The following is a 23,546-nucleotide window of genomic DNA, read 5'->3' as shown; positions in this document are numbered from 1 at the left end:
CTACTTGAAGCCGGTGTTGGCGATGCCGCGGACGATGTGGCGCTGCAGGATCAGGAAGATCACCACGACGGGGATCATGCTGACCACCGACATCGCCAGGATGTAGTTGAACGGCACCGACAACTGGCTGTTGAACTGGGCCAGGGCCACCGGCAACGTGTACATCGCCTGGTCCTGGCTGATGATCAGCGGCCAGAGGAAGTCGTTCCACCGCCACATCACCGAGAAGATGGTGACCACGGCGAGTGCCGCCCCGCACAGGGGCACGACGATCCTGGCGAAGATCCGGAACTCGCCGGCGCCGTCGATGCGGGCCGCCTCGATCAGGTCGTCGGGGATGCCGAGCATGTACTGCCGCAGCAGGAACACGCCGGTCGGCGTCGCGGCGGGCGGGATGATCAGCCCCCACAGCGAGTTGACCAGCCCGAGCTGCGCGGCCATCTGGTAGACGGGGATGAAGATGAGCTGCAGCGGGATCATGATGGTGCCGAGCACGACCAGGAAGAGCGCGTCCCGGCCGCGGAAGTTGTACTTCGCCAGCCCGTAGGCGCACATCGTGTTGACCACCACGGTCAGCAGCGTCGCGCCGACCGTCACGATCACGCTGTTCTGCAGGTACAGGCCGAAGTCGAACGCGCCGAGCGCCTCGGTGTAGTTGACCGGCGACAGCGACGACGGCAGCGGGGCCGGCGGCCGCTGCGCCAGCTCGGTCTGCGTCTTGAACGACGACAGCACCGCCCAGACCACCGGGGCGAGGACCACGACGGTCAGCCCGATGAGCGCCGCGTACGTGAGGACCCGCCCGGTGGTGGGGGTGGCGCCGCCGCCGGCCGAGGTCCATCGGGGCCGGTTCGCGCGGCCTGGCTGGGCCGGGGTCCATCGGAGCCGGTTCACGCGGCCTCCCTCCGCCTGCCGTACAGGAAGTTGAGCAGGGTCAGCGCGAACACCGTGACGAACAGCACCACGGACGCGGCGGCGGCCAGGCCGTACCGGATCGGGGACTGGAAGGCGTTCTCGTAGATGTACTGGACCATCAGCGTGGTGGCGCCGATGGGGCCGCCGCCGGTGAGCGTCCAGATGTAGTCGAACGCCTGGAAGCCGGCGATGAGGCTGAGGATGACCACCACTATCGTGGTCGGGCGCAGGAGCGGCAGCGTGATGCCCCGAAGCTGCTGCCAGCGCGTGGCGCCGTCCATGGTCGCGGCCTCGTAGTACGCCGGGTCGATGCCCTGCAGCCCGGCCAGGATGATGAGGATGTAGAAGCCGATGTGCATCCACAGCCCCACGAAGATCACCACCGCCATGGCCAGGCCGCCGTCGACGAGCCAGCCCGGCTGTCCCAGCCCGGCCCGCCCGAGCACGGTGTTCAGCAGCCCGTTGCCCCGCTCGAAGATCCAGCCCCAGATCAGGCCCACCACGACCGGTGAGAGCACGACCGGCAGGAAGAACACCGTCCGGAAGAACCCCCGGCCCTTGATGCGCCGGTTGAGCAGCAGGGCCAGCGCCACCGACAGCACCGTGGTGAGCACCACGAAGCACACGGCGAACACCACGGTGGCGCGGGCGGCGCTCCAGAAGTCGTCCGAGCCGAACAGCTCCTGGTAGTTCGCGCCGCCCACGTAGGTGAAGTCGCGGCCGTTGCGGCTGTCGTACAGGCTGATGTTGAAGTTGTTGATCGCCGGGTACACCACGAACAACCCGAAGATCAGCATGTTGGGCAGGACGAACAGGTAGGGCGCGAGCCGCTGGTTCCACGGCTTGGCCTGCCGTCTGTGGGCGGCGCTCACTGGGTGTCCTTGAGCGCCTTCTCCGCGGCGGCCCTGATCGCCTCGACGGCCTGCTCCGGCGTCTCCTGCTCGGCCAGCACCTTGCTCAGCTCGTCGACGGCGGCCTTCGCGCTGGCGGCGAACGCCGGGCTGTAGGTGGAGGCGAAGGCCGTGGGCGGCGTACGGCCCACGTCGGCCAGGAACACCTTCATGTCGGCGTCACGCTGGGGGTAGTCGACGCCGGAGGAGATGAGGTCCTTCCTGGTGGGCAGGAAGTTCGCCTCCTTGGCCAGGCGCTCCTGCGACTCCTTGGAGTTCATGTAGGCGATGAAGTCGGCGGCGGCCTGCTGCCGCTTGCTCTGCTCGAACGACACCATGAACTTCCCGCCGGGGAACCCGCCGCAGGTCTCCTGGCACGGGTTCGGCGCGGCGGCCCAGGTGAACGTGGCGTCCTTCGAGAACGCGCTGACCTGCCAGTTCCCGCTGATGTAGACCGGGGTCTGCTGTGCCAGGAAGATCTCGTTGGCCGCCTTGTACTTGGACCCGGCCTGCAGCCACAGGTCGGCCGGCATCGCGCCGGAGGCGTTCAGGTCGGCGAAGCGCTTCACCGCCGCGGTCGCCTTTTGCTGATCCAGCCCCACGGCGGTGCCGTCGGCGGTGAAGAACGCGGTGCCGAACTGGCTCAGCATGGTCGAGAAGCGGTGGCCCGAGACGTCCATGGCGAGCGCGTACTGGGTGTCGTTGGCCTTCTGCACCTTCTGTGCGGCGGCCACCATCTCGTCCCACTTCCAGGGCTTGGTGGCATCCGGCAGCGCCACCCCGGCCTTCTTGAACTGGTCGACGTTGACCAGCGGGCCGTTCATCGTCAGGTCGCTGGGCACCGCGAGCAGCTCGCCGTTCGCGCCCGTGACGTAGGACTTCGCACCGTCGACGAACTGGCCGTCCAGCGCCGCCTTCTGGAACTTGTTCAGGTCGAGCAGGTCGCCGCGGAAGGGCGCGATGTCGGCCAGCCGCGCCACGTCCGGCGCGTTGCCTCCGGACAGCCGCGCCTGCAGCCGCTGCTCCAGGTTGTCGAAGGGGACCACCTGCAGGTCCACCTTGACGCCGGACTTCTTCTCGTAGTCGGCGATCAGGCTGCGGGTGGCCTGCTCGTCGGGCCCGTCGGTGAAGTAGAGGTACGTCAGCGTCTTGTCGTCCACCTGCTGTTCGCCGCCGCTCGCGCCGGTCGTGCCCGGTGCGCAGGCGGCCAGCGACAAGGTGGCGAGGCATGAGGCCAGGATGCGTCGCATCTTCGGGGGTTACCTTCCCAGATTCACGAAGTTGACGGGCCCGACGAAGCCGAGCCGCCGGGAGATCGCGAGCGCCACCTCGGACACCCGATGGGGGACCACGTCCTGTTTGCCGAGCATCCGCTCGCGGGGGCCGGCGACGCTGATGGCACAGATGGGCATGCCGCGCTCGTCGCGGATCGCGGCGCCGAAGCACAGCACGTCCGGCTCGTTCTCGCTGTTGTCGATGGAGTAGCCGCGGGCGCGGGTCTCGTCGAGCTCGGCGCGCAGCCTCGCCCGGTCGGTGATGGTGGTGGGGGTGTGGGGGGTCAGCTCGAGCCGGTCGATGAGGGCGTCCACCTCGTCGATCGGCAGGGCCGCGAGATACGCCTTGCCGAGCGACGTGCTGTGCATCTGGCGGCGTACGCCGAGCAGCCGGCGGACCGCGATGGAGTGCTCGGTGACGTCCTCGTGGGCGACGTACACCATCTGGTCGCCGTCGCGCACCGCCATCAGGGCGGCCTCCGACAGCTCGCGCGACAGGTCACGCAGGTGCGCCTGCGCGGCCAGGTAGGGGTCGAAGTTGCTCAGGGCGGCCATGCCCAGGGTGACCGCGCGCTGGCCGAGGCTCACTCGTTCCGTGCCGTCCCAGTCGACATAGCCGCGCTGGCGCAGCGTGCCCAGGATCCGGTAGGTCGCGCTGCGCGACAGGTTGAGCCGCTCCGCGATCTGCACCGCTGTGATCGACCGCTCCGTGGCGAGCAGCTCCAGAATCGCGAAACCGCGCTCCAGAGTCCCAGCCAAACGGTCAAGCTCCGCCATAGCACCTACTAACGGCTCGATGAGTGGGAGGTGAAACCGATAGATGGGAGGGAAGGTACTGATATCGCCGCTATGTGTCAACGGCCGATAACACGGCGCAGGGCCGCCCCTCCGCCCGACCGCGCGGGTCGGCCGCGGGACAGTCGGCCGCGCGGGGCGGCAGGCGATCTTGCCTGAGGGGCTCCGCACGTCGAAAACGCATGATGAATGGCACGTTCCGCAGCCGCCCGGCCGGGTCGAACAATGCTCGCTCCGGGCGAAATCCGTGGTCCGCGAGCATTGACGACACCTCCCGTTCGGACGCTCGTCAGCACTTTGTGCGACATCGTTCAACGGGTCGCCACACGCGCTTGACAGGCCGTCAGCCGTCCGGTGGCCGGTCCCGTGGAAGCGCCAGGTGAATGTCCGGCGTCCGGGCGGGAGTAGTAGACTCCTCGCCGGTAACTCCCCGCTGCTCGCAGCACACCTGCGCAGCGGCGCGGTGTTCGACGGGAAACACTTCTGGGAAAAGGGAAAGCCGTTTTGTCAACCTTGGTGATTTTTGACCTTGAGTTCACGTCGTGGCCCCGCGCGCTCGAGCAGAACTGGTCGGCTCCCGGGCAACTCCGCGAGATCGTGCAGATCGGCGCCCTGCGGCTGCGGGACGACTTTTCCGTCGTCGAAGAATTCGAGGCGCTCGTCCGGCCGGTGGTCAATCCGCGGTTGTCCGCCTATTTCACCGACCTCACCGGCATCGAGCAGGCGGCGGTGGACCAGGACGGCCTCTCTCCTGCGGCGGCGTTCGACGATTTCCTGGCATTCTGCCAGGACCAGACGGTGCTTTCCTACGGCAATGACATGGTCGTGCTCGGGGAGAACGTGGGGTGGGCGCGAGTTCGCGGAGAAGAGCTGAAGAACAGTTTTCTCACCGCGCGTTTCCTGAATATCCGGCCCTGGCTGAACACAATTGCCCCGGTGACGGCTTCGGCCAATGTTGGCCGCCTGTGGCAGATGCTCGACCTGCCCAAACCGGTGGCCGGGCAGGAGCATTCAGCGCTTTTCGACTGCTATTCGTTCGCCGCCGCCCTCAGGCACCTGCGCGACACCGGCGCCACCTTGCCTGAGGGCTGCTTCTAAGAGGAGAACCATCGCCCGTCGTCGCATGAACAGCATCCGGGATGACGCTGCCGAGGCGGCTTCTTCACCATCTTCAGCCGGAGTGCGAAGTCTCCCGCCTCCGCTCGCCCTGCCCGCTGCCACGGGACATCAATCGCCCAGAGGGACGGAACCAGGCCGGCAGCTCGTAGGCGTAGGACCGCAGCGAGCGGGGCGATTGTTGTCGGCGAGAGGCATCCGGCGGTGAGTGCCGGTCCTGCGCGCAAGGCTATCCGCGTCTTGGGCCGGGCGCCGTCTGCCGACCGGCAGCGCTTCGTTGGGAGTGGTGTCATGCGGTCGTGCGTGTTCGAGGACTCGTCGTTCGACGAGCGTGCGCTACCGGTAATTCTCGCCGTGCACAGCGGCACGTTCCAAGGACGCGACTGCCCCGCTCGTGAGCCTCATCGCTTGGCGGTCAAGACGGCGCATCCCACACCGGCCGGATCTCGATGCCCGCGCCTATGGGACAGTGGCGGGCGATCTTCTCGGCTTCGTCCAGATCGGCGCATTCGATGAGGTAAAAGCCCGCCAAGTCCTGATCCAGCGCCACGAACGGCCCAGCGGCGGAGACTGGCCCCTGGTTGGAAGGGCGCAGCGTCCTGGCCTCGCTTGCCGGCTTCACGGCCTCCGCGGAGAACGTGATGCGCTGTTCCGTCAGGTATTGGGCGAAGGCTGCGTGCTCGGCCAGCGCTGCCTCCATCTCCTCACTTGAGACTGACCCCCAGTAGTCCTTGAGATCGAACAGCAGCAGTGCGAATTTCATCGGATTAGTGTGGCAGGAGTGAGTATCGATGACAAGTTCGAATATTTAGCCGGCCGGTCCTCGGTGATCTCGATGGCGGCGTGGTGGACGGTGAATCGTGGTGCCCCATGAGCGGACAGACGGTCGCGACGCGATCGCCAACCGCGCGAAACTGCGGGCTGTCTCCGGCTTGGCCGGGGGTGAGGACGAAGGACAGCGGACGGCATCGGCGGTCGGCCGACAGGTGGACAGTGGACCAGGGCCCGTACTCGACCGCGGGCAGATCCCGCCACGGGCAGCCCGTACGAAACCGCCACATCACCCCGTTGAACTGCCGCCGCAGATCCGGGATCGGGCCCCGCTCACCCAACGGCAAGTGAGGCTCGATCAAGGACCACTCCTCATCGGTGAGATCTCCACGCGCCATGGCGAAGGCCTACCAGGATCGCTGTCCGAAGCGCAGGCAATCCCTGTGATCTCAACTCCGTACCGGCTCTAGATGGGCTGCCGGTCGCGCATGCTGTTGACCAGGCCGGCGGCGGTGGCGGCGTCGCGGCAGGAGACCAGGAAGTCCGAGCCGTCGGCCAGGCGCAGCGCGAGCGCCGGTCCCGGCCACAGGACGAAGCCGCCTCCCGCGCCGTACAGCATGCCGTCCAGGAGCCACCTCTCGGGCTGGACGGAGACCACCTCGGCCCCGCGCACGCCGTCCAGCGCCACCTCGCGGCGGACCAGGCCGCAGCGCACCCGCACCGCCCGCGCGTCGATGACCAGCCGATAGGAGCGCATCGGCAGCAGCGCCACGGCGGTGGCCACGACGACGGCCGCCGCCCATCCGGGTGGGCCCGCCAGCGGCACCAGCAGGGCGGTCATGCCCACCCCGGTCAGCGCCAGAGCGGCGACGGCCCAGTCCACGGCCCTGAGGACGCGCCGCTCCTGCCAGGTGGCCCGCTCCTGGCCGGTCAGGGGCAGCCGCACCGCGCCGGGCTCGGGCGCTCCGGCCGCGCGCCCCGCCGGAACGCGGCGGCCGGCCAGCAGGAGGGCGGCCGATGCGCCGGCAAGCGCGGCGAGAGAGACGACGACGCCCATCACCCAGCCGTCGGGCACCCCCACCGGGGCTCCGGCCGGGGTGTCGAGTGCGGCGCGCAGGACGACCAGCAGGGCCGCCGCCGACGTCGCGGCGACCACGGTGACCGTCAGGTGGATGCCGGTCCGCAGCGCGTGGGCGCGCGTGGCCGGCGCCCGTCCGGCCAGCGCGAACCCGGCCAGCCCGGCCAGCCACAGGATCGCCGGGAGGCCGAGCAGCACGGCGGCCAGTTCCTCGACGGCGACGGCGCCGCCACCCCTGCCGTACGCCCCGGGCAGCGTGGCGGCTAGGTGGTCGCGCCAGGTCAGCACCGTGAGCGCGGAGCCGCCCAGCACCACCGCGGGCAGGACGACGATGCCGAGCAGCGAACGGATCTTCGTGGTCATGTGAACGCCTTTCCCACCATGGAGATGAGCTCGTTGCGGTCCAGACCCGCGCGGCGGGCGGTGGCGACCAGGTCACGGATGGTCTCGCTCAGGTGCGCCAGCTCCCGGGGGTTGGCGCCGGTGACCGTCGCGCCACGCCCGGGGCGTAGCTCGATCAGCCCTTCCTCGCGCAGGTCGGCGTAGGCACGCAGCACGGTGTGCATGTTGACGCCCAGCGACGCGGCCAGCTCGCGCCCGGCCGGGAGGCGGTCGCCCGGGCCGAGCAGGCCGTCGGCGATGCCCCGGCGAACAGATCCGGCGATCTGGTCGCTGAGCGGTGTGCTGCTACTCGGGTCCACACGGAAGAGCATGTTCTAATCATGATAGAACAATGCGACCTTCTCAAGTCCTTTTCCGCGAACCCACGGCGTGCTCGCCAGGCGGGAACCCGCCACGCAGTTCACTCAGCCGTCATCGGCCTCTGTCATGATCCACGGGAAATTCCGGATCTTGTGACAGGAGCACGATGACCGTATTAGCGCGCCGAGTGCTGCGTGCCGCCCTCGCGGGCGGCCTGGCCGCGACCGTCGCGATCTGGCCGACGACGACGCGGGCGCAGGCCGCCGCCGCGTCCGCGTCCGTCTCGGTCGACTTCACCAAGCCCGTCCGTACGCTGTCCGCCACCGACTACGGCATCGGCATCACCGGGTACGGCAACCAGTCGTACATCACCAACGACGCCCGGCACCGCGAGCACATCCGCAAGCTCAAGGCCGGTCGGATGCGCATCGAGCTGCACTACGAGGAGCCCGGCAACCACGCCAGCCCGATCGTCTGCGGCGGCTTCTACTGCGACACCAAGGTCACCGCCGACGCCTGGATCACCGCCATCCGCGACCTGGGCGCCGAGCCGGTCATCATCCTGCCGGTGGACTCCCGCCAGAGCGCCGCGGTGAACCGCGACGACGCGGTGGCGCTGTACGAGCACTTCGCGGCCACGGGTAAGCCGGTGCGGCGGTTCATCGTGGGGAACGAGACCGACTGCAGTTGCGTGCCGGGCAAGCCGGAGATCCCGGCCGCCGAGTACAGCGCCCGCTTCAACCTCATCGCCGACGCCCTGCGGGCCAAGGACCCGGGCGTCCAGCTCGGCGGCCCCGCCACGTCCTCGAACAAGCTCGACTACCTCAGGACGTTCCTCGAGGGCTCGGGCGACCGCGTGAACTTCCTCGACTACCACGACTACGGCAGCGGCAACGAGGTCATCACCGACGAAGAGCTGCTCGGCCCGGTCATCCGCGGGTACGAGACCGACCTGAAGGAGGTGTCCGCGCTCGCCGAGTCCATCCTCGGGCGCAAGATCGACCTCCAGATCGGCGAGTTCAACTCCGACTGGCAGGACGAGGACGGGCACCGTACCCTGACGCACTTCAACACGCTGTGGGGCGCGGCGGCGCTCGGCCAGATCCTGCACGCGGGGGCGGCCGCCTACCAGTACGGCGACAAGAACGGACAGCTCGGCCTGACCAGCACCGACGGCGAGGGCGGGGTGCCGCGCAACGAGCCGCTGCCCATCTACCACGGCATCGGCATGTTCACCGGCGAGGAGCTGTTCCGGCCGTTCGGCTCGACGATGGTGACGGCGACGGCCGACAGCGAACGGCTGCACGTGTTCGCCTCGAACGCGGCCAAGAACGTGGTCCTCGTCAACGTCGGCGACGAGCCGCTTAACACCACGCTGGCGTTCACCGGCCTGACCTCCGGGACGGCCACCGTCTGGCAGAGCACCTCCGCCGCGTGGGCCCCGCACCGCGCCGGCTCCGCCGCCGTGACGGGTGGCGCCGCCACGCTCACGCTGCCCGCCGCCTCGGTCACGACACTGGTCATCGAGGAGCAGGGGCTGAGCGCCACCTACTTCGACAACGCCGACCTGACCTCTCCCAAGGTGACCCGCGTCGACCCCACCGTGAACTTCGACTGGGGACCGAACTCCCCGGACCCGGCCGTGTCGCCGGACACGTTCAGCGTGCGGTGGACGGGCAAGGTGATCGCCGACCGCGCCGAGACGTACACGTTCATCACGACCAGCGACGACGGCGTCCGCCTCTGGGTGGACGGGCGGCTGGTCGTGGACGCCTGGACGGACCACTCCAAGCGGGAGGACAGCGGGCAGATCGCGCTGACGGCGGGCGCGCACGACATCAAGATGGAGTTCTACGACGGCGGCTACGACGCCATCGCCCAGCTCCACTGGTCGAGCCCGACCACCGTCCGCCAGGTCATCCCCAAGGAGAAGCTGCTCGCCGGGACGGCCTGACCCCTCTCCCCCGCGCCCACCGCGTTTCGCGGGCGGGCCGGGGCGGATGACGCGGTCGGCCGTGCGGAGACGCGGCTGACCGCGCACTGCCGTGACCAACGGCTGACCGCGCACTGCCGTGGCCAGCGGCTGACCGCGCACTGCCGTGCCACCGGTCGCGGCCACCGGTCGGGGCCGCGCCGCCTGCGGAGGGCGATTCGCGCAGCCCCGTGCGTGTCGGGCTTTACATGACTTTTCGGGGTTCGTTGATTGGGTGATGACTCGTCGCTGTTGATCTGCTTTTGGAGTGCCGTGAAGGTCACGACCGTCCTGTCCGCGATCATCGCATCAGTCTCCCTGTCCGTCTTCGCACCGGCCGCGTCCGCGAGCGCGGCCCCGCCCGATCCGGCGCCCGGCGGGCCGCAGCGCCCCTACGAGCCCGACGTCGAGGGCACCGAGAACGTCGACTCGCTGTCGGTGACGGCGACCCGGGGCGCCGGGCGCAGCGTGACGATCGCGTTCGACCGGCGCAGCCGTGCGGCGACGGGAACGGTCCCGGCCGGGGCGCGGCGGTTCGTGTTCCTGTTCGACCCGTCGGTGAGCTTCAATCCCGGCGCGTTCCCGACGTGCGCGCGTACCGTGATCGAGCGGCAGGGGGTGCGGGCGTGCCCGGAGGGGTCGCGGGTCGGCGGCGGGCTCGGGCAGACCGCCGACGGGGCGTCGCAGGAGGTGCTGGCCTTCAACACGAAGATCGGACGGCTGCCAGGAGTCCTGGTGGTGCTCCCCGCCTCCGGGGTGATCCTGGAGCAGACGTTCGAGCGGGTCTCGCACCCGTACGGCGGCGACTACCGGTGGGCGCTGGACGAGATCCTCCCGCCCACGAACGTGCCGCCGCAGGAGCGCGCGGGCACCACCCGCTTCCAGCTCTCCTTCGGCGCCACCCGGCAGCACCAGGGCCGCGCCGTCGGCTTCGCCGAGACCCGCGCCGAGCCCGGTGACCCGCTGAACTTCGGGCTGTGGAGCGAGTTCGTGACCGGCCAGGTCCTGCTGCCCGCCGTCCGCACGCCACTCGTGGCCGACACGGGCACGGAGGGCTGACGATGAGCGGACCGTCCAGGAGAACGGTCATGGCAGGCGCACTCGGGGCCGCGCTGGCCGCCACCGTGCCCGCCGTCCCGGCCGCCGCCGCATCCACGGACCCCCTGCCCGACGGGTACGTCATCCCCGGCGAGCGCGCCTTTCCCACCGGCATGGCGTACGACTCGCGTACTGGCCACTTCTACGTGGGCAGCGCCGAGGACGGCACACTCTACCGCGGCCATCTGACCAGGCCGGTGGCCGAGGTGTGGTCGCCCAAGGAACAGGACGGCCGCCGCCTCACCTCGGGCGTGGCGCTCGACCAGGAGGGCCGCCTGTACGTCGGCGGCGCCGACTCCCGTACCCTGCGCGTCTACGACACCCACACGCGCCGCCTGCTGGCCACCCTGCACAGCGCCGACGGCGGCTTCCTCAACGAGACCGCGGTCGCCGACGACGGCCTCGCCTACGCCACCGACTCCCTGGTCCCCGTGATCTACCGGGTGACCCGCGAGGACGGCCGGTGGCGGATCGAGCACTGGCTGGACGTGTCGTCCTCCCCCATCGACTGGGTGGACGGCGTGATCAACCTCAACGGCATCCTCGCGACCGGCCGCCACCTGCTGACCGTCAACAGCAACACGGGCCAGTTGTGGCGGATCGACCGGCACACCCGCCAGGCCGTGCAGGTCGACCTCGGCGGTCACCCGCTGCGCAACGGCGACGGCCTGGCCCTGCGCGGCAACCTGCTGTACGTGGTGCAGGGCAGCCTCTTCGAGGGCGCCGCGCCCCAGGTCACCGTGCTCACCATGGCGGACGACCTGTCGCGGGGCCGCTACAGCGCCCGCTACGACCCGCCCGGCGGTTTCCTGCACCCCAGCGCCATCGCGCTCACCGCCCGGCACGCCCTGGTCGTCAACAGCCAGTACAACCGCTGGCGGGACGGCCTGCCCCCGGTGACCCCGTTCACGATCTCCACGGTCGCCCTGTCCGGCGCTCTGCCACCGGGCTGACCCTCCGGCCGATCACTCGTTGACCGCCGAGGGGGTCCGTCAACGGGTGATCGGCTCCACTCCTACGCCGTTCGGTGTAGTGCGTACCGCCATTGGCGCACGGGCGAATGGCCGTCGATGGAGGACGCGCCCCCGCCGCGCCCCCGTCTAGCGTTTCCCCTCGAATCATCACGATGAGAACGAGAGGGATACGCCATGCGCAAGAGAGTGGTCACCGCGATCGCCGGGCTGAGCCTGACGGTCGGCGTGCTGGGATCGGCGGGCACTCCGGCCGGCGCCCACGTCGGCGCCCAGGTCGGCGCGGCCGGTGGGGCCACCGCCGTGACGGCCGCGCCGAAGCCGCCGAAGGGCGCCAGGGCGGTGGTCCGGGTCAGCCCCAACCCCACCGCCGAACGCGGCCAGGAGGTGACGATCACCGGTCACTGCGGGGGCGGCACGGGGCTCAGGGCCGTCGTCGCCGGGCTCGACCGGGAGCACCCGGTGCTGCGGGACGTCCGTATCATCAAGGACGACCCCAAGGGATTCGTGGCGAAGGCGACCCTCGACTCCAAGGTCGGCAACGGCGTCGGTCCCGTTCTCGTCGACTGCGGCGGCGAGGCGGGCGTGACCCTCCTGGTCACCCACGTCTGATCGGGCCCACCCGGGCGGGTGAACGCGTCCGGAGCTTCCGCCGCCCGAGCACAAGCGGCGGAAGCCCATGCGACCCGTCCCCCCGTACCTGTCCCTCGTACCTCGTACCTCGTACCTCGTCGAGAAAGCTCCTGTGCATGACCGAACCCCCGCCGCGTGGCGAGGCGCCACCGCGTCGCGAACCCGCCCCCGTCCGGCACCTCGCCCGGCTGACGGACGTCGCGCTCGCCGTGGCCACCCTCGTCTTCTTCGTCGCGGTCGCCCTCGCCACCGGCGTCCGCTCTCCCTGGAGCGGCCAGATCCCCCTCGGGCTGTTCCTCGGAGCGCTCCTGCTGGTCAGACGGCGCCTGCCGATGACCGTACTGCTGCTGTCGATCGGCGGGATCCTCGTTTACCGTCTCTCCGGACACTTCAGCCCAGCCGGCTGGATCTGGCCGGCCGCGATCGCCTACTTCACGGCCGCCACCACGCCCCGGGTGCGCTGGGTGGCCGTCATCGGCCTGGCCCAACTGGTCTACTCCGCGTTCGACTTCCGCGTGGCCCTGGACCAGAACCCGGCCCGCTACGTGATCCACCTCGCGGGGGAAGGGCTGCTCCTGGCGATCCTCATCATCGCGGGCATCACGTACGCCGCCGCGATCCGCTGGCGCGAACGGCTGCGCGAGGCCGACGGCCGGGCCCGAGCCGCCGAGGAGCGGCTGCGGGTCTCGCACGAGGTGCACGACGTCATCGCCCACACGCTGGCCGTCGTCGGGGTTCAGCTCAACGTCGCCGCCGACGCCCTCCAGGAGGACCCGGACGCGGCCGCCGCCGCGCTCCGCCTGGCCAAGGAGGTCAGGAACCGGGCGATGGCCGACCTCCGCTCCCTCATCGCCGTCCTGCGCGACGGCTCCGACGGCACCGGGCCCCAGCCCGACCTGTCCTCCCTGGGGACGCTCATCGCCGACGCCAGGGCCGCCGGGCTGGAGGTGACGTTCGAGGAGCACGGCGATCCCGCCGCCCTGCCCGCCATTCCCGCGATCGCCGTCTACCGCGTCGTTCAGGAGTCTCTGGCCAACACGCTCAAGCACGCGGCGGCGACCAGGGCCGCGGTGCGGATCGGGTACGAGCCGCGCTCGGTCAGCGTCGAGATCACCGACAACGGCCGCGGCGCCACCGCCGGGGCCGAGGTCACCGAGGGTCACGGCCTGGCGGGCATGCGCGAGCGGGTGAGCGCGCTCGGGGGCGCGCTCACCGCCGGGCCGGCTCCCGGGGGCTTCGCCGTACGGGCCGACCTGCCTGTGGCAGGCTCGACCGCATGACGATCCGGGTGCTGCTCGCCGACGACCAAGCTCTCGTACGGGCCGGTTTCCGTAGCCTGCTGTCCCGCTCCAGGGACATCACGGTCGTCGGCGAGGCCCGGGACGGGGGCGAAGCCGTACGCCTGGCCGCGAGCACCCACCCCGACGTGATCCTCATGGACATCCGCATGCCGGGCATGGACGGCATCACCGCCACCCGCCACATCGTCGCCGATCCCGCCGTTCCTGGCCGCAGGGTCATCATCCTGACCACGTTCGACACCGACGAGCACGTCTTCGCCGCCCTGCGCGCCGGGGCCAGCGGCTTCCTCACCAAGGAGGTCGAACCCGCCGAGCTGCGCCGGGCGGTCGCCGCCGTCGCGGGCGGCGACGCGCTCCTGTCTCCGGGGGTGACCCGGCGCGTCATCGAGGAGTTCGCCCACCGGCAGGACGTCGGGCCCGGCGCGGGGCGGCGGCTGGCCGTACTGACCTCGCGGGAGCTGGAGACGGTCAGGCTGGTGGCGCTCGGCCTGTCCAACCACGAGATCGCCGAGCGCCTCGTCATCAGCCCGCTCACCGCCAAGACCCACATCACCAGGGCCATCGCCAAGCTGAACGTGCGCGACCGGGTCCAGCTCGTCATCGTCGCCTACGAGAGCGGCCTGATCCGGCCCGGCGGCTGACCGGCCCGGATCCGTGGCGCGCCGGAGTGGTCAGCTCCTGCGCCGTCCCCGCTTTCCGTGATCCGCCGCCCCCGTGGCGGGCACGGTCGTGATCACGGGAGGGGGCGGTCGCTGAGCCGGCAGTCGCGTGGCCGCTCCGGCTCGTCGTCCGTCCAGCCCGCCTCGGACATCCATGCCGTGTAGGACATGTACGTGCCCTTGGCCAGCCCCTCGGCGCTCTCGTCCGCGATCGACGCCCACGTCACCAGGACGGTCCCGGTCTTGAGGTCGAGGATGTCGGTGTAACGCTCGGCCACCTCGTCGTCCGAGCCGAACTCTCTGGTGAACCCCTCGCTCTTGGTGAAGGTGACCGCGAGACCCGGACGTCCGAGCGGGTCGTCGACCGTTCCGCCCACCTTGGTCGTCGGCAGCCCCGCCAGCAGACGGAGGGCGGCCGCCCGTACCGCCGGACTGACCGGCATCTCCAGCAGCGCCGACGCGCGGGGCAGGAACTCCTCGAAGCTCTGGCGGTCCGGATCCGCCTGCCAGGCGGTATGCAGCCGCTCCCGCAGCCCGTCGACGTCGGTGGGCAATGCCGCGAGGTCGGCGATCGTGAGGGCACCCAGCCGCCGGTCGCCGATCACCCCGTCCGGTTCGGCGGCACGCGTGTACACGCACTGGGAGGGCTCGTCGCTGATGCGTACCTGCCGGCAGTCCTCGACACGCTTGCCCGGCGTGCACACCCGCTGGGCCACCGACGGCGAGCCGGCCTCCCGCCAGACGCGCTCGTCGGCCGGTGTGGCGGGAATCACGTCCTCATCCCGCAACCGTACCTGGACGGGGTCGCGCGGATCACGCGGCTGCCAGAGGTCGGCCCGGGATCGGGACAGGACGTTGAACCGTTCGCCCTCGGCCTCGACCCGGGTCAGGAAGACGTTGAGCAGCGGTCTGTGCCAGTACGCGCCGGTCTCGTCCGGGAGCCGGGCGACGTCGTCGGCGAGCCGGAACAGGACGTCGTTCTCGCGCGCGGGCACGATCACCGGTGCGGGAACCGGTGCCAGGTTCGCCACCAGGGCGATGACGGCGGTGATGACGGCGACGGTCGCCACGGCCGTCCATCCCCAGAAGACGCGGCGGCGGGCGCGGCGCGGCGCGGGCCGGTCCACGGCCGACGACAGCCGGGCGCGAGCCCGGTCGACCACCTCCGGCGACGGAGGCGGCGCGTCGGGGAGGGCCCTCGCCAGCAGGTCCAGCTCATCCATGGTTGTCCTCCAGCGGGTTGACGTCGCCGAGTGCCTTGCGAAGTTGTCCGCGGGCGCGGCTGAGGCGGGAGGCGACCGTGCCGGCCGGGATGTTCAGTGCACCGGCGACCTCGGCGTGGCTGAGGCCGCCCAGCGCGCTGAGCAGGACGACGTCGCGGTCCCTGCGGTTGAGCCCGGCCAGCGCCCCCGCCAGCCTGCCGGTCAACTCGCCCGCCGCCACCCGGGCCAGGGTCTCCTCCTCGTGGCTGTGCTCCGGCCGCTCGGCCGTCCGGCTGAGCGCCTTCCACTTGCGCAGTTCGGCCCGGTGGTGCCGGGCGATGAGATTCGTGGCGACCCCGTACAGCCAGGGCCGCACCCCGCCGCGTGAGGCGTCGTAGCCTCCCCGGTACGCGGCCAGGAAGACCTCCGCGGCCAGATCGTCGGCGACGTCGCCCGACAAGCGCCTGGCGATGTAGCGGTGAATCTCCGCGAAGTGCGTACGGAAGATGTCCTCCCAGCCGGCCCGGAGATCAGGCGGGTCGGTGAGGTCGGGTGATAGGGCCATGCAGGCGGTGCCCCCTGAGTCCGAGTGAACGCTGAACACCTCTTCTTGCCCGAAGCCCCGCGGCGCTTTCACGCGGTGCCGCCCGCAGGACAGCCGGAGGAGGGGCGGCGGGCGGGGGCGGCAGGATCAGGGCCGCCACCGTGTGAACACGCATGGCAGAAACGTACCTTCAGGTGTCATTCCAGACACTCGGCAGGAGCGGGCGCCTGCCGCGACGATGGCGTTCATGACGCGAGAGCCCGATGATGTTCAGTTCCTGCACGTCGACGAGGTCGAGCCGGTGGAAGTGGTCCCCGGGATCGTCCGGCGGCGCCTGCCCGCCACCGACCTGGCGCGTGGCTGGATGTACGACTTCGCCCCGGGGACCGAGTGGCCAGAGGTGGACGTGCACGAGGGCGAGGAGCGCTACTACGTGATCTCGGGCGAGTTCATCGACCGGGGGCGGCGGCTCGGGCCGGGCAGTTATGTGGTGTTCGCGCCCGGGAGCACGCACCGCCCCCGCACCGAGACCGGCGCCCGCATGCTCGGCATCAGCATCCCCGGCCGCTGACCACACGGGGGCGCTGACGGCGGCGGGAGCCGTCCGCGACCGGCGTTCCGCGACCGGCGTGCCCCCGCACGGTTCTCCGCCCCCGACGCGCCGGCCCTCCCACGCCAGACGGTACGGCCTCCACGACGCTCGCCTCGCGCTCGGCCCGGGACGTCACATAAAGACCTGCTGCCCGGTCTCAACTGCCGACCGAGACCGAAGGAACGGAGAACCTCGTGCGGACGACCCCGTCGGCGGACTGCGGCCGCCCCGCTGCTCTCCCAGGCGACCGCGCTGTGCCCGTATGCCAAGATGACCCGCCAAGGGATCCCGCCACCATCAACCTCGTCCCATGAGCCCTCACCTTCCAGACGCTTGAGCGCGGCGGTGCGCCGCCTCCCACCACGCGACGAGCACCGCCGCCTGGCCGGATCCCATGCGCGCCGCGTGGCGGCCGTGTGGAGTGCCATGACTCGTGCACGCTCCTGGCCTGGGATGGCGCTGTCCCATGACACCCGCCCGCTCCCGGACATTCTTGAGCGCCTGCTCAGGGCTGAACCCTCTGCCTGAGCCGACCATCTAAACGATCATGGACCTTCAGTACCTGAAACGCTCTCCCGCTCTGCAGTGCGCCCTGGCAGCACCGTTGCTGTACGCCGCGGTGACCTTCGTCGCGATCCAATCGGCGGCCCACCCGTCGGGGCTTGACCCCCGATACGAAGAGCCGAACCCCCTGTGGCCGTCACGACTGGACGGGGAGATCGCATCGGCGCGGGCGATGACGCTCGCCATCACCCTCATCTTCGCCGCCGAGGCGGCCTTGCTCGCCGTGCTGGGTGGTTGGCTGAATCGTCGCTCCACCGTCAGCGGCCTCGTGCTGCGCGCTGCCGCCGGCGGGGTCCACCTGTTGACTCTCGCCCTTGCCGCACTGGGCACCTACGCGACCGTGCTCTATCCCTCTGGCGATGTCGATCTCGGGCTGCTTTTCCCCGATTGGTACTTTCCTGCACTGATCATCATCGCCGTCACGACCCTCACCGCGCTGACCGTCTGGCTGTCCGCCACGGCCAAGGACGCCTCAGCCTCCTGATCGTCAGCGGCACCGATACCCCGCTGACGCCGAACCACCCGACCTCAGGAGCGGAGGCTGAGGATCGCCACGGGGCAGTCGGCCTGGTGGAGTGCCGTCTGGCTGACCGAGCCGCCCAGCAGAGCGCCCAGCTCATGGTGGTGGTGGGAGCCTGCCACGTACGACGACCATCGGGCAGGTGGCCTCGGTGGCGAGTTCGGCGCCGACCGACTCCAGCAGCAGGCCGCCGATCCTGCCGAGCCCGCGGCTGCCCACGACGAGAAGCTCCGCGTGCCGGGAACGCCGGAGCAGGGCGGGCACCGGTGCCTCTTCCGGCAATGCCGGTGCTCAAGCCGACACCAGGGGCGACCGCCCGCGCACGTTCCACCGCGCCGGCCAGGACCTGCTCGGCGGCGCACCGCTTCCCCCGCCGCCCACTCCACGGCCGCGTGGGCGAAGGCGTCGAGGTGAACGCCGGGACCGAACGCGTCATGCGCCGGATGCGGTGGCCGAGCGGATTTCACCCCGGCCACCGCATCCTTTTGGCCTGACTCTCCCCTACCAGTGAAAGAGAGAGATGGAGCCATGACAGAGGCTCCCAAAGCCCTCCAGGCCGACGGGCATCGGCCAGGGCCGGTGAGGTCGCCAAGCGATACGGGCCGCGGTGGCTGATGACGCTCGGGATTCTGGTGGCCGGGGCGGGGTTTCTGTGGATGAGCACGATCGGGTTCGGCGCGTCGTACCTGCTGCGGGTGCCGCCCGCGGTGTCGGTGTTCGGGCTGGGACTGTCGGCGGCGGTCGCACCGTTGGCGTCGACCGTGCTGGTCACGGCCGACGAGCGCCACGCGGGCACCGCGAGCGGCGTCAACAACGCGGTGGCCCGTTCCGGGGGCCTGCTGGCCGTGGCCGCGGTGCCGCCCCTGGTGGGGCTGGTCGGCGACGCGCTCCGGGATCCGGCGGTGTTCGACGCGGGTTTCGGGACGGCCATGCTGATCAGCGCCGGGATGAGGGTGGTGTCGGCGCTGATCACGTACTTCACGATCCGGACCAACGTGCTCACCGCCGGGGACCGCGCCGACGACTAGCCAGAACGGGCTGCGCATCCGTCGACCGGCGTCGCGGCAGGCACCTCACACGCCGAATCATCGGAGGGGTGCGCGGATCTCGGGCGGAACGGCATCGCCGTAGCCCGGCAACCGGCCAAAGTGCCACGTGCCGCGTCATTCCCGCTGGCAGCATGGTGCAGATCGGTTGAATTTGTAGCGATCTGTTTATTGACGACGGAATATGTTGAGCTCTACGGTTACGGGCACCAAACCGGTTACGCCTGGTGGTCGCGTCCCGAGGAGGAAAACCGATGGTGTCAGCGCTGGCAGGCCGATCCGCCCGGAGCCGACTGCTGCGGAAATACGTAGGACTTCTTCCCGTCGCCGGAGTGACCTGAGGACACCTCGCCCGCGCTCTGCGAAAGGAGCAGTGTGACGATGCTTCCGACCGAGCACCCGGCGGAGCACTCGACTGGGCACCCGCGAGTCCGCCACGCGGCCGACGACCTGGTCCTGTCCTGGCCGCAACCGGCCGAGAACTGGTCCGAGGCGGTGCCGGTCGGCAACGGCCGGCTGGGCGCGATGGTGTTCGGGGGAGTCCACCGCAGCAGGTTCCAGATCAACGACTCGACGGTCTGGTCGGGCACGCCGGACGGCCCGGCGGCCGGTCTGGCCGAGGTTCTCGCCGCGGGGGCCGGACCCGACCGGCTCGCCGAACTGCGGCAGGCCATCCGCACGCGGGACCGGCAGCGGGCCGAGGCGCTGGCGAAGTCGTTCCAGGGCCGCTACAGCCAGGAATACCTGCCGTTCGCGGACCTGTGGATGTCGTTGCCCGCCGGGCCGGAGGCGACGTACCGGGGCCGGACGCTGAACCTCGACACGGGTGTCGTGAGCGAGTCCATCGAGTTCGACGGCCGCCGCGTCGACCGGCGCACCTGGGCCAGCCGACCCGCGCAGGCGCTCTGTGTGTCGGTCATCGTCGACGGCGGGACGGTGGACCTGGGCGTGGAGATGTCCTCGCCCCTGAGGGTCGCGCACCGGACGACGGATCGTTCGGGGCTCGTGCTGGGTGTCGAGGTTCCCGTCGACGGCGCGCCGCGGCACGAGAAGGACGTCGCCGAGCCGCTGCGCTACGCGGAGCCGGGCGCGGGCGGTTACGACCCGTTCGCGGCGATCGCGGTCCGGATCGACACCGACGGTGCGGTCACCGTCTCGGGCGGCACCTGGTCCGTCCGCGGTGCGACGTACGCCCTGGTGACCGTGGCGAGTTCCACGAACGCGGGCGCGGCCTGGGCCGGGCGGCCGGCGGAGACCAGGCAGCGCCGCCTGGACGCCGCGGCACACCGTGCCGCCTCGGCCGTGACCGCCGGCGCCGGCGAACTGCTGAAGGCGCACGAGCGGGACCTTCGTGCGCTCCTCGGCACCACCCACCTGGCCATCGGCACCCGCCGGGCGGGCCAGGTGGATGTCGCGCGCGACGTGCTGGCCGGTACCGACGAGGGCCTGGCGGCGACGGTGCTCTTCCAGCTCGGCCGCTATCTGCTCGCCTCGGCGTCCCGCCCGGGCGGCCCGCCGGCCAACCTTCAGGGTCTGTGGAACGACGACCTGCGTCCCCCGTGGTCGTCGAACTACACGATCAACATCAACACCGAGATGAACTACTGGGGCGCCGAGAGCGCGGGGCTGAGCGAGTGTCACGAGCCCCTGTTCGACCTGGTCGAGCGGCTCGCGGAGCACGGCGGCCAGGTGAGCGGGCGGCTCTACGGCACCCGGGGGTGGGTGGGGCACCACAACACCGACCTGTGGGGCTGGGCGCTGCCGGTGGGCATGGGGCACGGCGACCCGTCGTGGGCCAACTGGATGATGGGCGGTGTCTGGCTCACCCAGCACGTCTGGGAGCACTTCGCGTTCACCCAGGACCTCGGCTTCCTGCGGGACCGGGGCTGGCCGCTGATGCGCGGTTGCGCGGAGTTCTGCCTGGACTGGCTGGTCGACCTCGGCACCGGCCCGCTGGACACGATCCCGTCGACGTCGCCGGAGAACCTGTTCCTCTCCCGCGACGGGCGTCCGGAATCCCTGTCGTACTCGACCGCCATGGACGTGGCGCTGATCCGCGCTCTGTTCACCAACTGTCTCGACGCGGCCGAACACCTGGGAAGGCAGGACGACCCGATCTGCCGGGAGATCCGGGCCGCGCTGCCGCGGTTGCGCCCGCCGGAGCTCACCGCGGACGGCCGGTTGCGGGAGTGGGCCGAGGACCACCAGGAACAGGACCCCCGCCACCGTCACCTGTCCCACCTGGTGGGTGTCTATCCCCTCGACCAGATCGACCCGGAGCGGACACCCGGGCTCGCCGCGGCCGCCGCGCGGTCTCTCGACTCGCGGGGACCCGGCGCCACGGGGTGGTCACTGGCCTGGAAGGTCGCGCTGCGGGCGCGGCTGGGCGACGCGCGGACGGCCCGCGACCTCCTGCGGGAGGCCGGTCTCCCGCACACCGCCGGTCCCGGGCCGTTCGACGGACCGGGCGGACTGCTGCCCAACCTCTTCAGCACCCATCCCCCGTTCCAGATCGACGGCAACTACGGACTCATGGCGGCGATCCTCGAGATGGTGGTGCAGAGCCACGCCGGCGTCATCCGCCTGCTTCCGGCCGTCCCCGAGGAGTGGCCCGACGGGTCCGTCCGAGGCGTGCGCTGCCGCGGCGGATGGACCGTCGACCTCGCCTGGGAGCGCGGGCGGCTCACGTCGGTGACGGTGCGCGGCAGCCATCGGGCCGGGAGCCGGGTGGCGCGGATCCGCTACGGCGCGACGACCGCCGAACTGGCCCTCGGCGCGGGCGAGGAGGTCCGGCTGGGACGGAATCTGACCGACCGCGAACAGGCACCACCCACCCCCTCAAACCGGGAGGTTCGACCGTGAGGTCTCCGCATTTCCCACCGGAAGCACCCGGCGCCGACCGGAATCTCGACGTTTCGTGCCCGCCGGCCCCGTGCCGGCCTCCTGCCCGCGCTGCCGACGGCCCGCGGGTGGCCTGATGGCGACCACCACGCGGCGCCCGAGGTCACCGCTCCCATCCGGTGGGCGAACGGACGCGCCCACGGGGTTCTGGAGCGGTCGCTGGGCCGAGGCGAGACGGTCCTGGCGGCGGTACTGGCAGCTCTACCTTCTGGTGATCGTGCCGGTGGCTTACTTCGTCATCTTCAAGTACGTCCCGATCGGCAACGCCGTCATCGCGTTCAAGAACTACAACGTCATCGACGGGCCGTGGGGCAGCGAGTGGGCCGGGTTCAAGCACTTCGCGCAGTTCTTCGGCAACCCCGTCTTCGGCACGCTGCTGAAGAACACCTTCATCCTGGCGTTCTACCTGGTGCTGGCGAGTTTCCCGATCCCGATCATCCTCGCCGTCGCGCTGAACGAGATCCGCAACGGCTGGTTCAAGCGCACGGTGCAGTTGGTCACCTACGCGCCCTACTTCATCTCCACCGTCGTGGTGGTCTCGATGACGATCCTCATCCTGTCGCCCCGGATCGGCATCGTGAACGACGCACTCGGGCTGTTCGGGATCCCGGCGGTCGACTTCCTCGGCGATCCCGACTATTTCCGGCACATCTACGTCTGGTCCGACGTCTGGCAGACGACGGGTTATTCGGCGGTCATCTACATGGCCGCGCTCGCCGGCATCGACCCGGCGCTGCACGAGGCGGCCAGGATCGACGGGGCCAGCCGATGGCAGCGGATCTGGAACGTGGACCTGCCGGGGATCATGCCCACCGCGGTGATCATCCTGGTGCTCGGGGTGGGGAACCTGATGGCGATCGGGTTCGAGAAGGCCTATCTGCTGCAGAACAGCCTCAACCTCGAGCAGTCGGAGATCATCTCGACCTACGTCTACAAGACCGGCCTGCTCAACGCCGACTTCAGCATGGCGACCGCCGTCGGCCTGTTCAACTCGGTGGTCAATCTCTGCCTGCTGCTGTTCGTCAACTTCGTCGCCAAGCGGATCACCGGGAAGGGACTGTGGGGATGAGCACGTCGATCGTGTCCAGGAGGCGGCGCGAGCCGGCGGTCAAGGAGAAGATCCGCGAGCCTTTCCGCGACCGCGTGTTCCTGGTCCTGGTCATGATCATGCTCGCGGTGCTGCTGGCTCTGGTGCTGCTGCCGCTGATCTACATTGTGGCCAGCTCGTTCAGCAGCGCGGGTGCCGTCTCCGCCGGCCGGGTGAGCTTCTGGCCGGTCGAGTTCTCGCTGCGCGCGTACGAGGAGGCGCTGAGCAACCCCCAGGTCCTGCGGGGGTACTACAACTCGCTGATCTACGCCGTCGCCGGCACCCTGATCAGCCTCACGCTGACCGTGGCCATCGCCTACCCGCTGTCGCGCAGGCGGTTCTTCGGGCGCAACGTGCTGATGACCGGCCTGATCTTCACCATGCTGTTCTCGGGCGGCCTGATCCCGACGTACATGGTGGTCCAGGACCTCGGTCTGCTCAACACCCGCTGGTCGCTGCTGATCCCGAACGCGATCGGCGTCTGGCAGGTGATCATCGCACGTACGTTCTTCGCGAACTCCATCCCGGAGGAGCTCCACGAGGCGGCGAACCTGGATGGCGCCGGCGAGTTGCGCTACCTCTGGTCGGTGGTGCTGCCGCTGTCGAAGCCGCTGCTGGCCGTGCTCGCGCTGATGTACACGATCGCCCAGTGGAACACCTATTTCGACGCGTTGATCTATCTCAAGGACGCCGATCTCTACCCGCTGCAGATCGTGCTCAGGAACATGCTCATCCTGGGCTCCGGCAACGGCGGCGCCACGGACCTGGCGCAGCAGCTCGAACAGCAACAGCTCGCCAACGTCCTGAAGTACGCCCTCATCGTCGTCTCGAGCCTGCCTGTTCTGATCATGTACCCGTTCGTCGCCCGTCACTTCACCAAGGGCGTGATGGTCGGCGCCGTCAAGGGCTGATGGC

Annotated in this window: 23 protein-coding genes and 1 pseudogene; 13 read left to right on the top strand and 11 right to left on the bottom strand. The window is 70.3% G+C overall.

Annotated elements, in window-relative coordinates; translation table 11 throughout:
• Genes ACZ6S0_RS48200 through ACZ6S0_RS48185 form a run of 4 tightly spaced genes read right to left on the bottom strand, consistent with a single transcriptional unit; the run spans position 1 to position 3,838 of the window.
• Positions 1 to 894: a carbohydrate ABC transporter permease gene (locus tag ACZ6S0_RS48200; RefSeq protein ID WP_465927003.1), complete on the bottom strand. Its 894-nt coding sequence runs from the start codon at positions 892 to 894 to the stop codon at positions 1 to 3.
• Positions 891 to 1,787 (bottom strand): carbohydrate ABC transporter permease, encoded by an 897-nt coding sequence (locus ACZ6S0_RS48195; protein WP_465927000.1) that lies wholly within the window; start codon positions 1,785 to 1,787, stop codon positions 891 to 893. Before ACZ6S0_RS48195 ends, ACZ6S0_RS48200 begins: the two co-directional genes overlap by 4 nt.
• Positions 1,784 to 3,055 (bottom strand): ABC transporter substrate-binding protein, encoded by a 1,272-nt coding sequence (locus ACZ6S0_RS48190; protein ID WP_465926998.1) that lies wholly within the window; start codon positions 3,053 to 3,055, stop codon positions 1,784 to 1,786. The genes ACZ6S0_RS48195 and ACZ6S0_RS48190 overlap by 4 nt, the downstream gene beginning before the upstream one ends.
• A gap of 9 nt (positions 3,056 to 3,064) precedes the next feature.
• Entirely contained in the window at positions 3,065 to 3,838 is a 774-nt protein-coding gene (locus ACZ6S0_RS48185) for an IclR family transcriptional regulator (protein ID WP_465926996.1), read from the bottom strand.
• A 540-nt stretch (positions 3,839 to 4,378) separates the two neighbouring features.
• Here ACZ6S0_RS48185 and ACZ6S0_RS48180 point away from each other — a divergent pair.
• Complete coding sequence (locus ACZ6S0_RS48180) at positions 4,379 to 4,972, top strand: exonuclease domain-containing protein (RefSeq protein WP_465926994.1); 594 nt, start codon at positions 4,379 to 4,381, stop codon at positions 4,970 to 4,972.
• Between the two features lie 433 nt (positions 4,973 to 5,405).
• Here ACZ6S0_RS48180 and ACZ6S0_RS48175 read toward each other — a convergent pair whose 3' ends face one another.
• The 4 genes from ACZ6S0_RS48175 to ACZ6S0_RS48160 form a co-directional block, all read right to left on the bottom strand.
• Positions 5,406 to 5,753, bottom strand: a complete 348-nt coding sequence (locus ACZ6S0_RS48175; RefSeq protein ID WP_465926992.1) for a YciI family protein — start codon at positions 5,751 to 5,753, stop codon at positions 5,406 to 5,408.
• A gap of 4 nt (positions 5,754 to 5,757) precedes the next feature.
• Positions 5,758 to 6,159: a transposase gene (locus ACZ6S0_RS48170; RefSeq protein WP_465926990.1), complete on the bottom strand. Its 402-nt coding sequence runs from the start codon at positions 6,157 to 6,159 to the stop codon at positions 5,758 to 5,760.
• A gap of 68 nt (positions 6,160 to 6,227) precedes the next feature.
• Positions 6,228 to 7,202, bottom strand: coding sequence for a hypothetical protein (locus tag ACZ6S0_RS48165; RefSeq protein WP_465926988.1), 975 nt, complete (start codon positions 7,200 to 7,202; stop codon positions 6,228 to 6,230).
• Positions 7,199 to 7,552, bottom strand: coding sequence for a GntR family transcriptional regulator (locus ACZ6S0_RS48160; protein WP_465926986.1), 354 nt, complete (start codon positions 7,550 to 7,552; stop codon positions 7,199 to 7,201). Before ACZ6S0_RS48160 ends, ACZ6S0_RS48165 begins: the two co-directional genes overlap by 4 nt.
• A 155-nt stretch (positions 7,553 to 7,707) precedes the next feature.
• Between ACZ6S0_RS48160 and ACZ6S0_RS48155 the strand changes: the two genes are divergently transcribed.
• From ACZ6S0_RS48155 to ACZ6S0_RS48130, 6 genes are all read left to right on the top strand, one after another.
• Positions 7,708 to 9,495, top strand: a complete 1,788-nt coding sequence (locus ACZ6S0_RS48155; RefSeq protein ID WP_465926984.1) for a PA14 domain-containing protein — start codon at positions 7,708 to 7,710, stop codon at positions 9,493 to 9,495.
• A gap of 291 nt (positions 9,496 to 9,786) precedes the next feature.
• Entirely contained in the window at positions 9,787 to 10,572 is a 786-nt protein-coding gene (locus tag ACZ6S0_RS48150; protein ID WP_465926982.1) for a hypothetical protein, read from the top strand.
• Between the two features lie 29 nt (positions 10,573 to 10,601).
• Complete coding sequence (locus ACZ6S0_RS48145) at positions 10,602 to 11,564, top strand: SMP-30/gluconolactonase/LRE family protein (protein WP_465926980.1); 963 nt, start codon at positions 10,602 to 10,604, stop codon at positions 11,562 to 11,564.
• 195 nt (positions 11,565 to 11,759) lie between these two features.
• Complete coding sequence (locus ACZ6S0_RS48140) at positions 11,760 to 12,194, top strand: hypothetical protein (RefSeq protein WP_465926978.1); 435 nt, start codon at positions 11,760 to 11,762, stop codon at positions 12,192 to 12,194.
• 137 nt (positions 12,195 to 12,331) lie between these two features.
• Positions 12,332 to 13,495 carry a sensor histidine kinase gene (locus tag ACZ6S0_RS48135; RefSeq protein WP_465926976.1) on the top strand — a complete coding sequence of 388 codons (1,164 nt, stop codon included), beginning with the start codon at positions 12,332 to 12,334 and terminating at the stop codon, positions 13,493 to 13,495.
• Positions 13,492 to 14,157 carry a response regulator transcription factor gene (locus ACZ6S0_RS48130; RefSeq protein WP_465926974.1) on the top strand — a complete coding sequence of 222 codons (666 nt, stop codon included), beginning with the start codon at positions 13,492 to 13,494 and terminating at the stop codon, positions 14,155 to 14,157. Before ACZ6S0_RS48135 ends, ACZ6S0_RS48130 begins: the two co-directional genes overlap by 4 nt.
• Before the next feature lie 92 nt (positions 14,158 to 14,249).
• Here ACZ6S0_RS48130 and ACZ6S0_RS48125 read toward each other — a convergent pair whose 3' ends face one another.
• Both ACZ6S0_RS48125 and ACZ6S0_RS48120 read right to left on the bottom strand, forming a co-directional pair.
• Positions 14,250 to 15,398 (bottom strand): CU044_5270 family protein, encoded by a 1,149-nt coding sequence (locus tag ACZ6S0_RS48125; RefSeq protein ID WP_465926972.1) that lies wholly within the window; start codon positions 15,396 to 15,398, stop codon positions 14,250 to 14,252.
• On the bottom strand, positions 15,391 to 15,942 hold the full coding sequence (locus tag ACZ6S0_RS48120) for an RNA polymerase sigma factor (protein WP_465926970.1): 552 nt from the start codon (positions 15,940 to 15,942) through the stop codon (positions 15,391 to 15,393). The genes ACZ6S0_RS48125 and ACZ6S0_RS48120 overlap by 8 nt, the downstream gene beginning before the upstream one ends.
• 226 nt (positions 15,943 to 16,168) lie before the next feature.
• Between ACZ6S0_RS48120 and ACZ6S0_RS48115 the strand changes: the two genes are divergently transcribed.
• Both ACZ6S0_RS48115 and ACZ6S0_RS48110 read left to right on the top strand, forming a co-directional pair.
• Entirely contained in the window at positions 16,169 to 16,492 is a 324-nt protein-coding gene (locus tag ACZ6S0_RS48115; protein WP_465926968.1) for a cupin domain-containing protein, read from the top strand.
• 568 nt (positions 16,493 to 17,060) lie between these two features.
• Complete coding sequence (locus tag ACZ6S0_RS48110) at positions 17,061 to 17,561, top strand: hypothetical protein (RefSeq protein WP_465926965.1); 501 nt, start codon at positions 17,061 to 17,063, stop codon at positions 17,559 to 17,561.
• Between the two features lie 132 nt (positions 17,562 to 17,693).
• Here ACZ6S0_RS48110 and ACZ6S0_RS48105 read toward each other — a convergent pair whose 3' ends face one another.
• Complete coding sequence (locus tag ACZ6S0_RS48105; RefSeq protein WP_465926963.1) at positions 17,694 to 17,861, bottom strand: universal stress protein; 168 nt, start codon at positions 17,859 to 17,861, stop codon at positions 17,694 to 17,696.
• A gap of 323 nt (positions 17,862 to 18,184) precedes the next feature.
• On the opposite strand from ACZ6S0_RS48105, the pseudogene ACZ6S0_RS48100 reads away from it, so the two are divergent.
• The 4 genes and pseudogenes from ACZ6S0_RS48100 to ACZ6S0_RS48085 all read left to right on the top strand — a co-directional run.
• Positions 18,185 to 18,625: pseudogene (locus ACZ6S0_RS48100) on the top strand (MFS transporter); the annotation flags it as partial.
• Positions 18,626 to 19,024: 399 nt separating this feature from the next.
• Positions 19,025 to 21,505, top strand: coding sequence for a glycoside hydrolase family 95 protein (locus ACZ6S0_RS48095; RefSeq protein WP_465927079.1), 2,481 nt, complete (start codon positions 19,025 to 19,027; stop codon positions 21,503 to 21,505).
• Positions 21,506 to 21,761: 256 nt separating this feature from the next.
• Complete coding sequence (locus ACZ6S0_RS48090) at positions 21,762 to 22,613, top strand: ABC transporter permease (RefSeq protein ID WP_465926961.1); 852 nt, start codon at positions 21,762 to 21,764, stop codon at positions 22,611 to 22,613.
• Positions 22,610 to 23,542 carry a carbohydrate ABC transporter permease gene (locus ACZ6S0_RS48085; protein ID WP_465926959.1) on the top strand — a complete coding sequence of 311 codons (933 nt, stop codon included), beginning with the start codon at positions 22,610 to 22,612 and terminating at the stop codon, positions 23,540 to 23,542. Before ACZ6S0_RS48090 ends, ACZ6S0_RS48085 begins: the two co-directional genes overlap by 4 nt.
• The last annotated feature ends 4 nt before the right edge of the window (positions 23,543 to 23,546 follow it).

Source organism: Nonomuraea sp. NPDC051298, from assembly GCF_055586305.1.
This window is presented reverse-complemented; position numbering and strand designations above follow the sequence as displayed.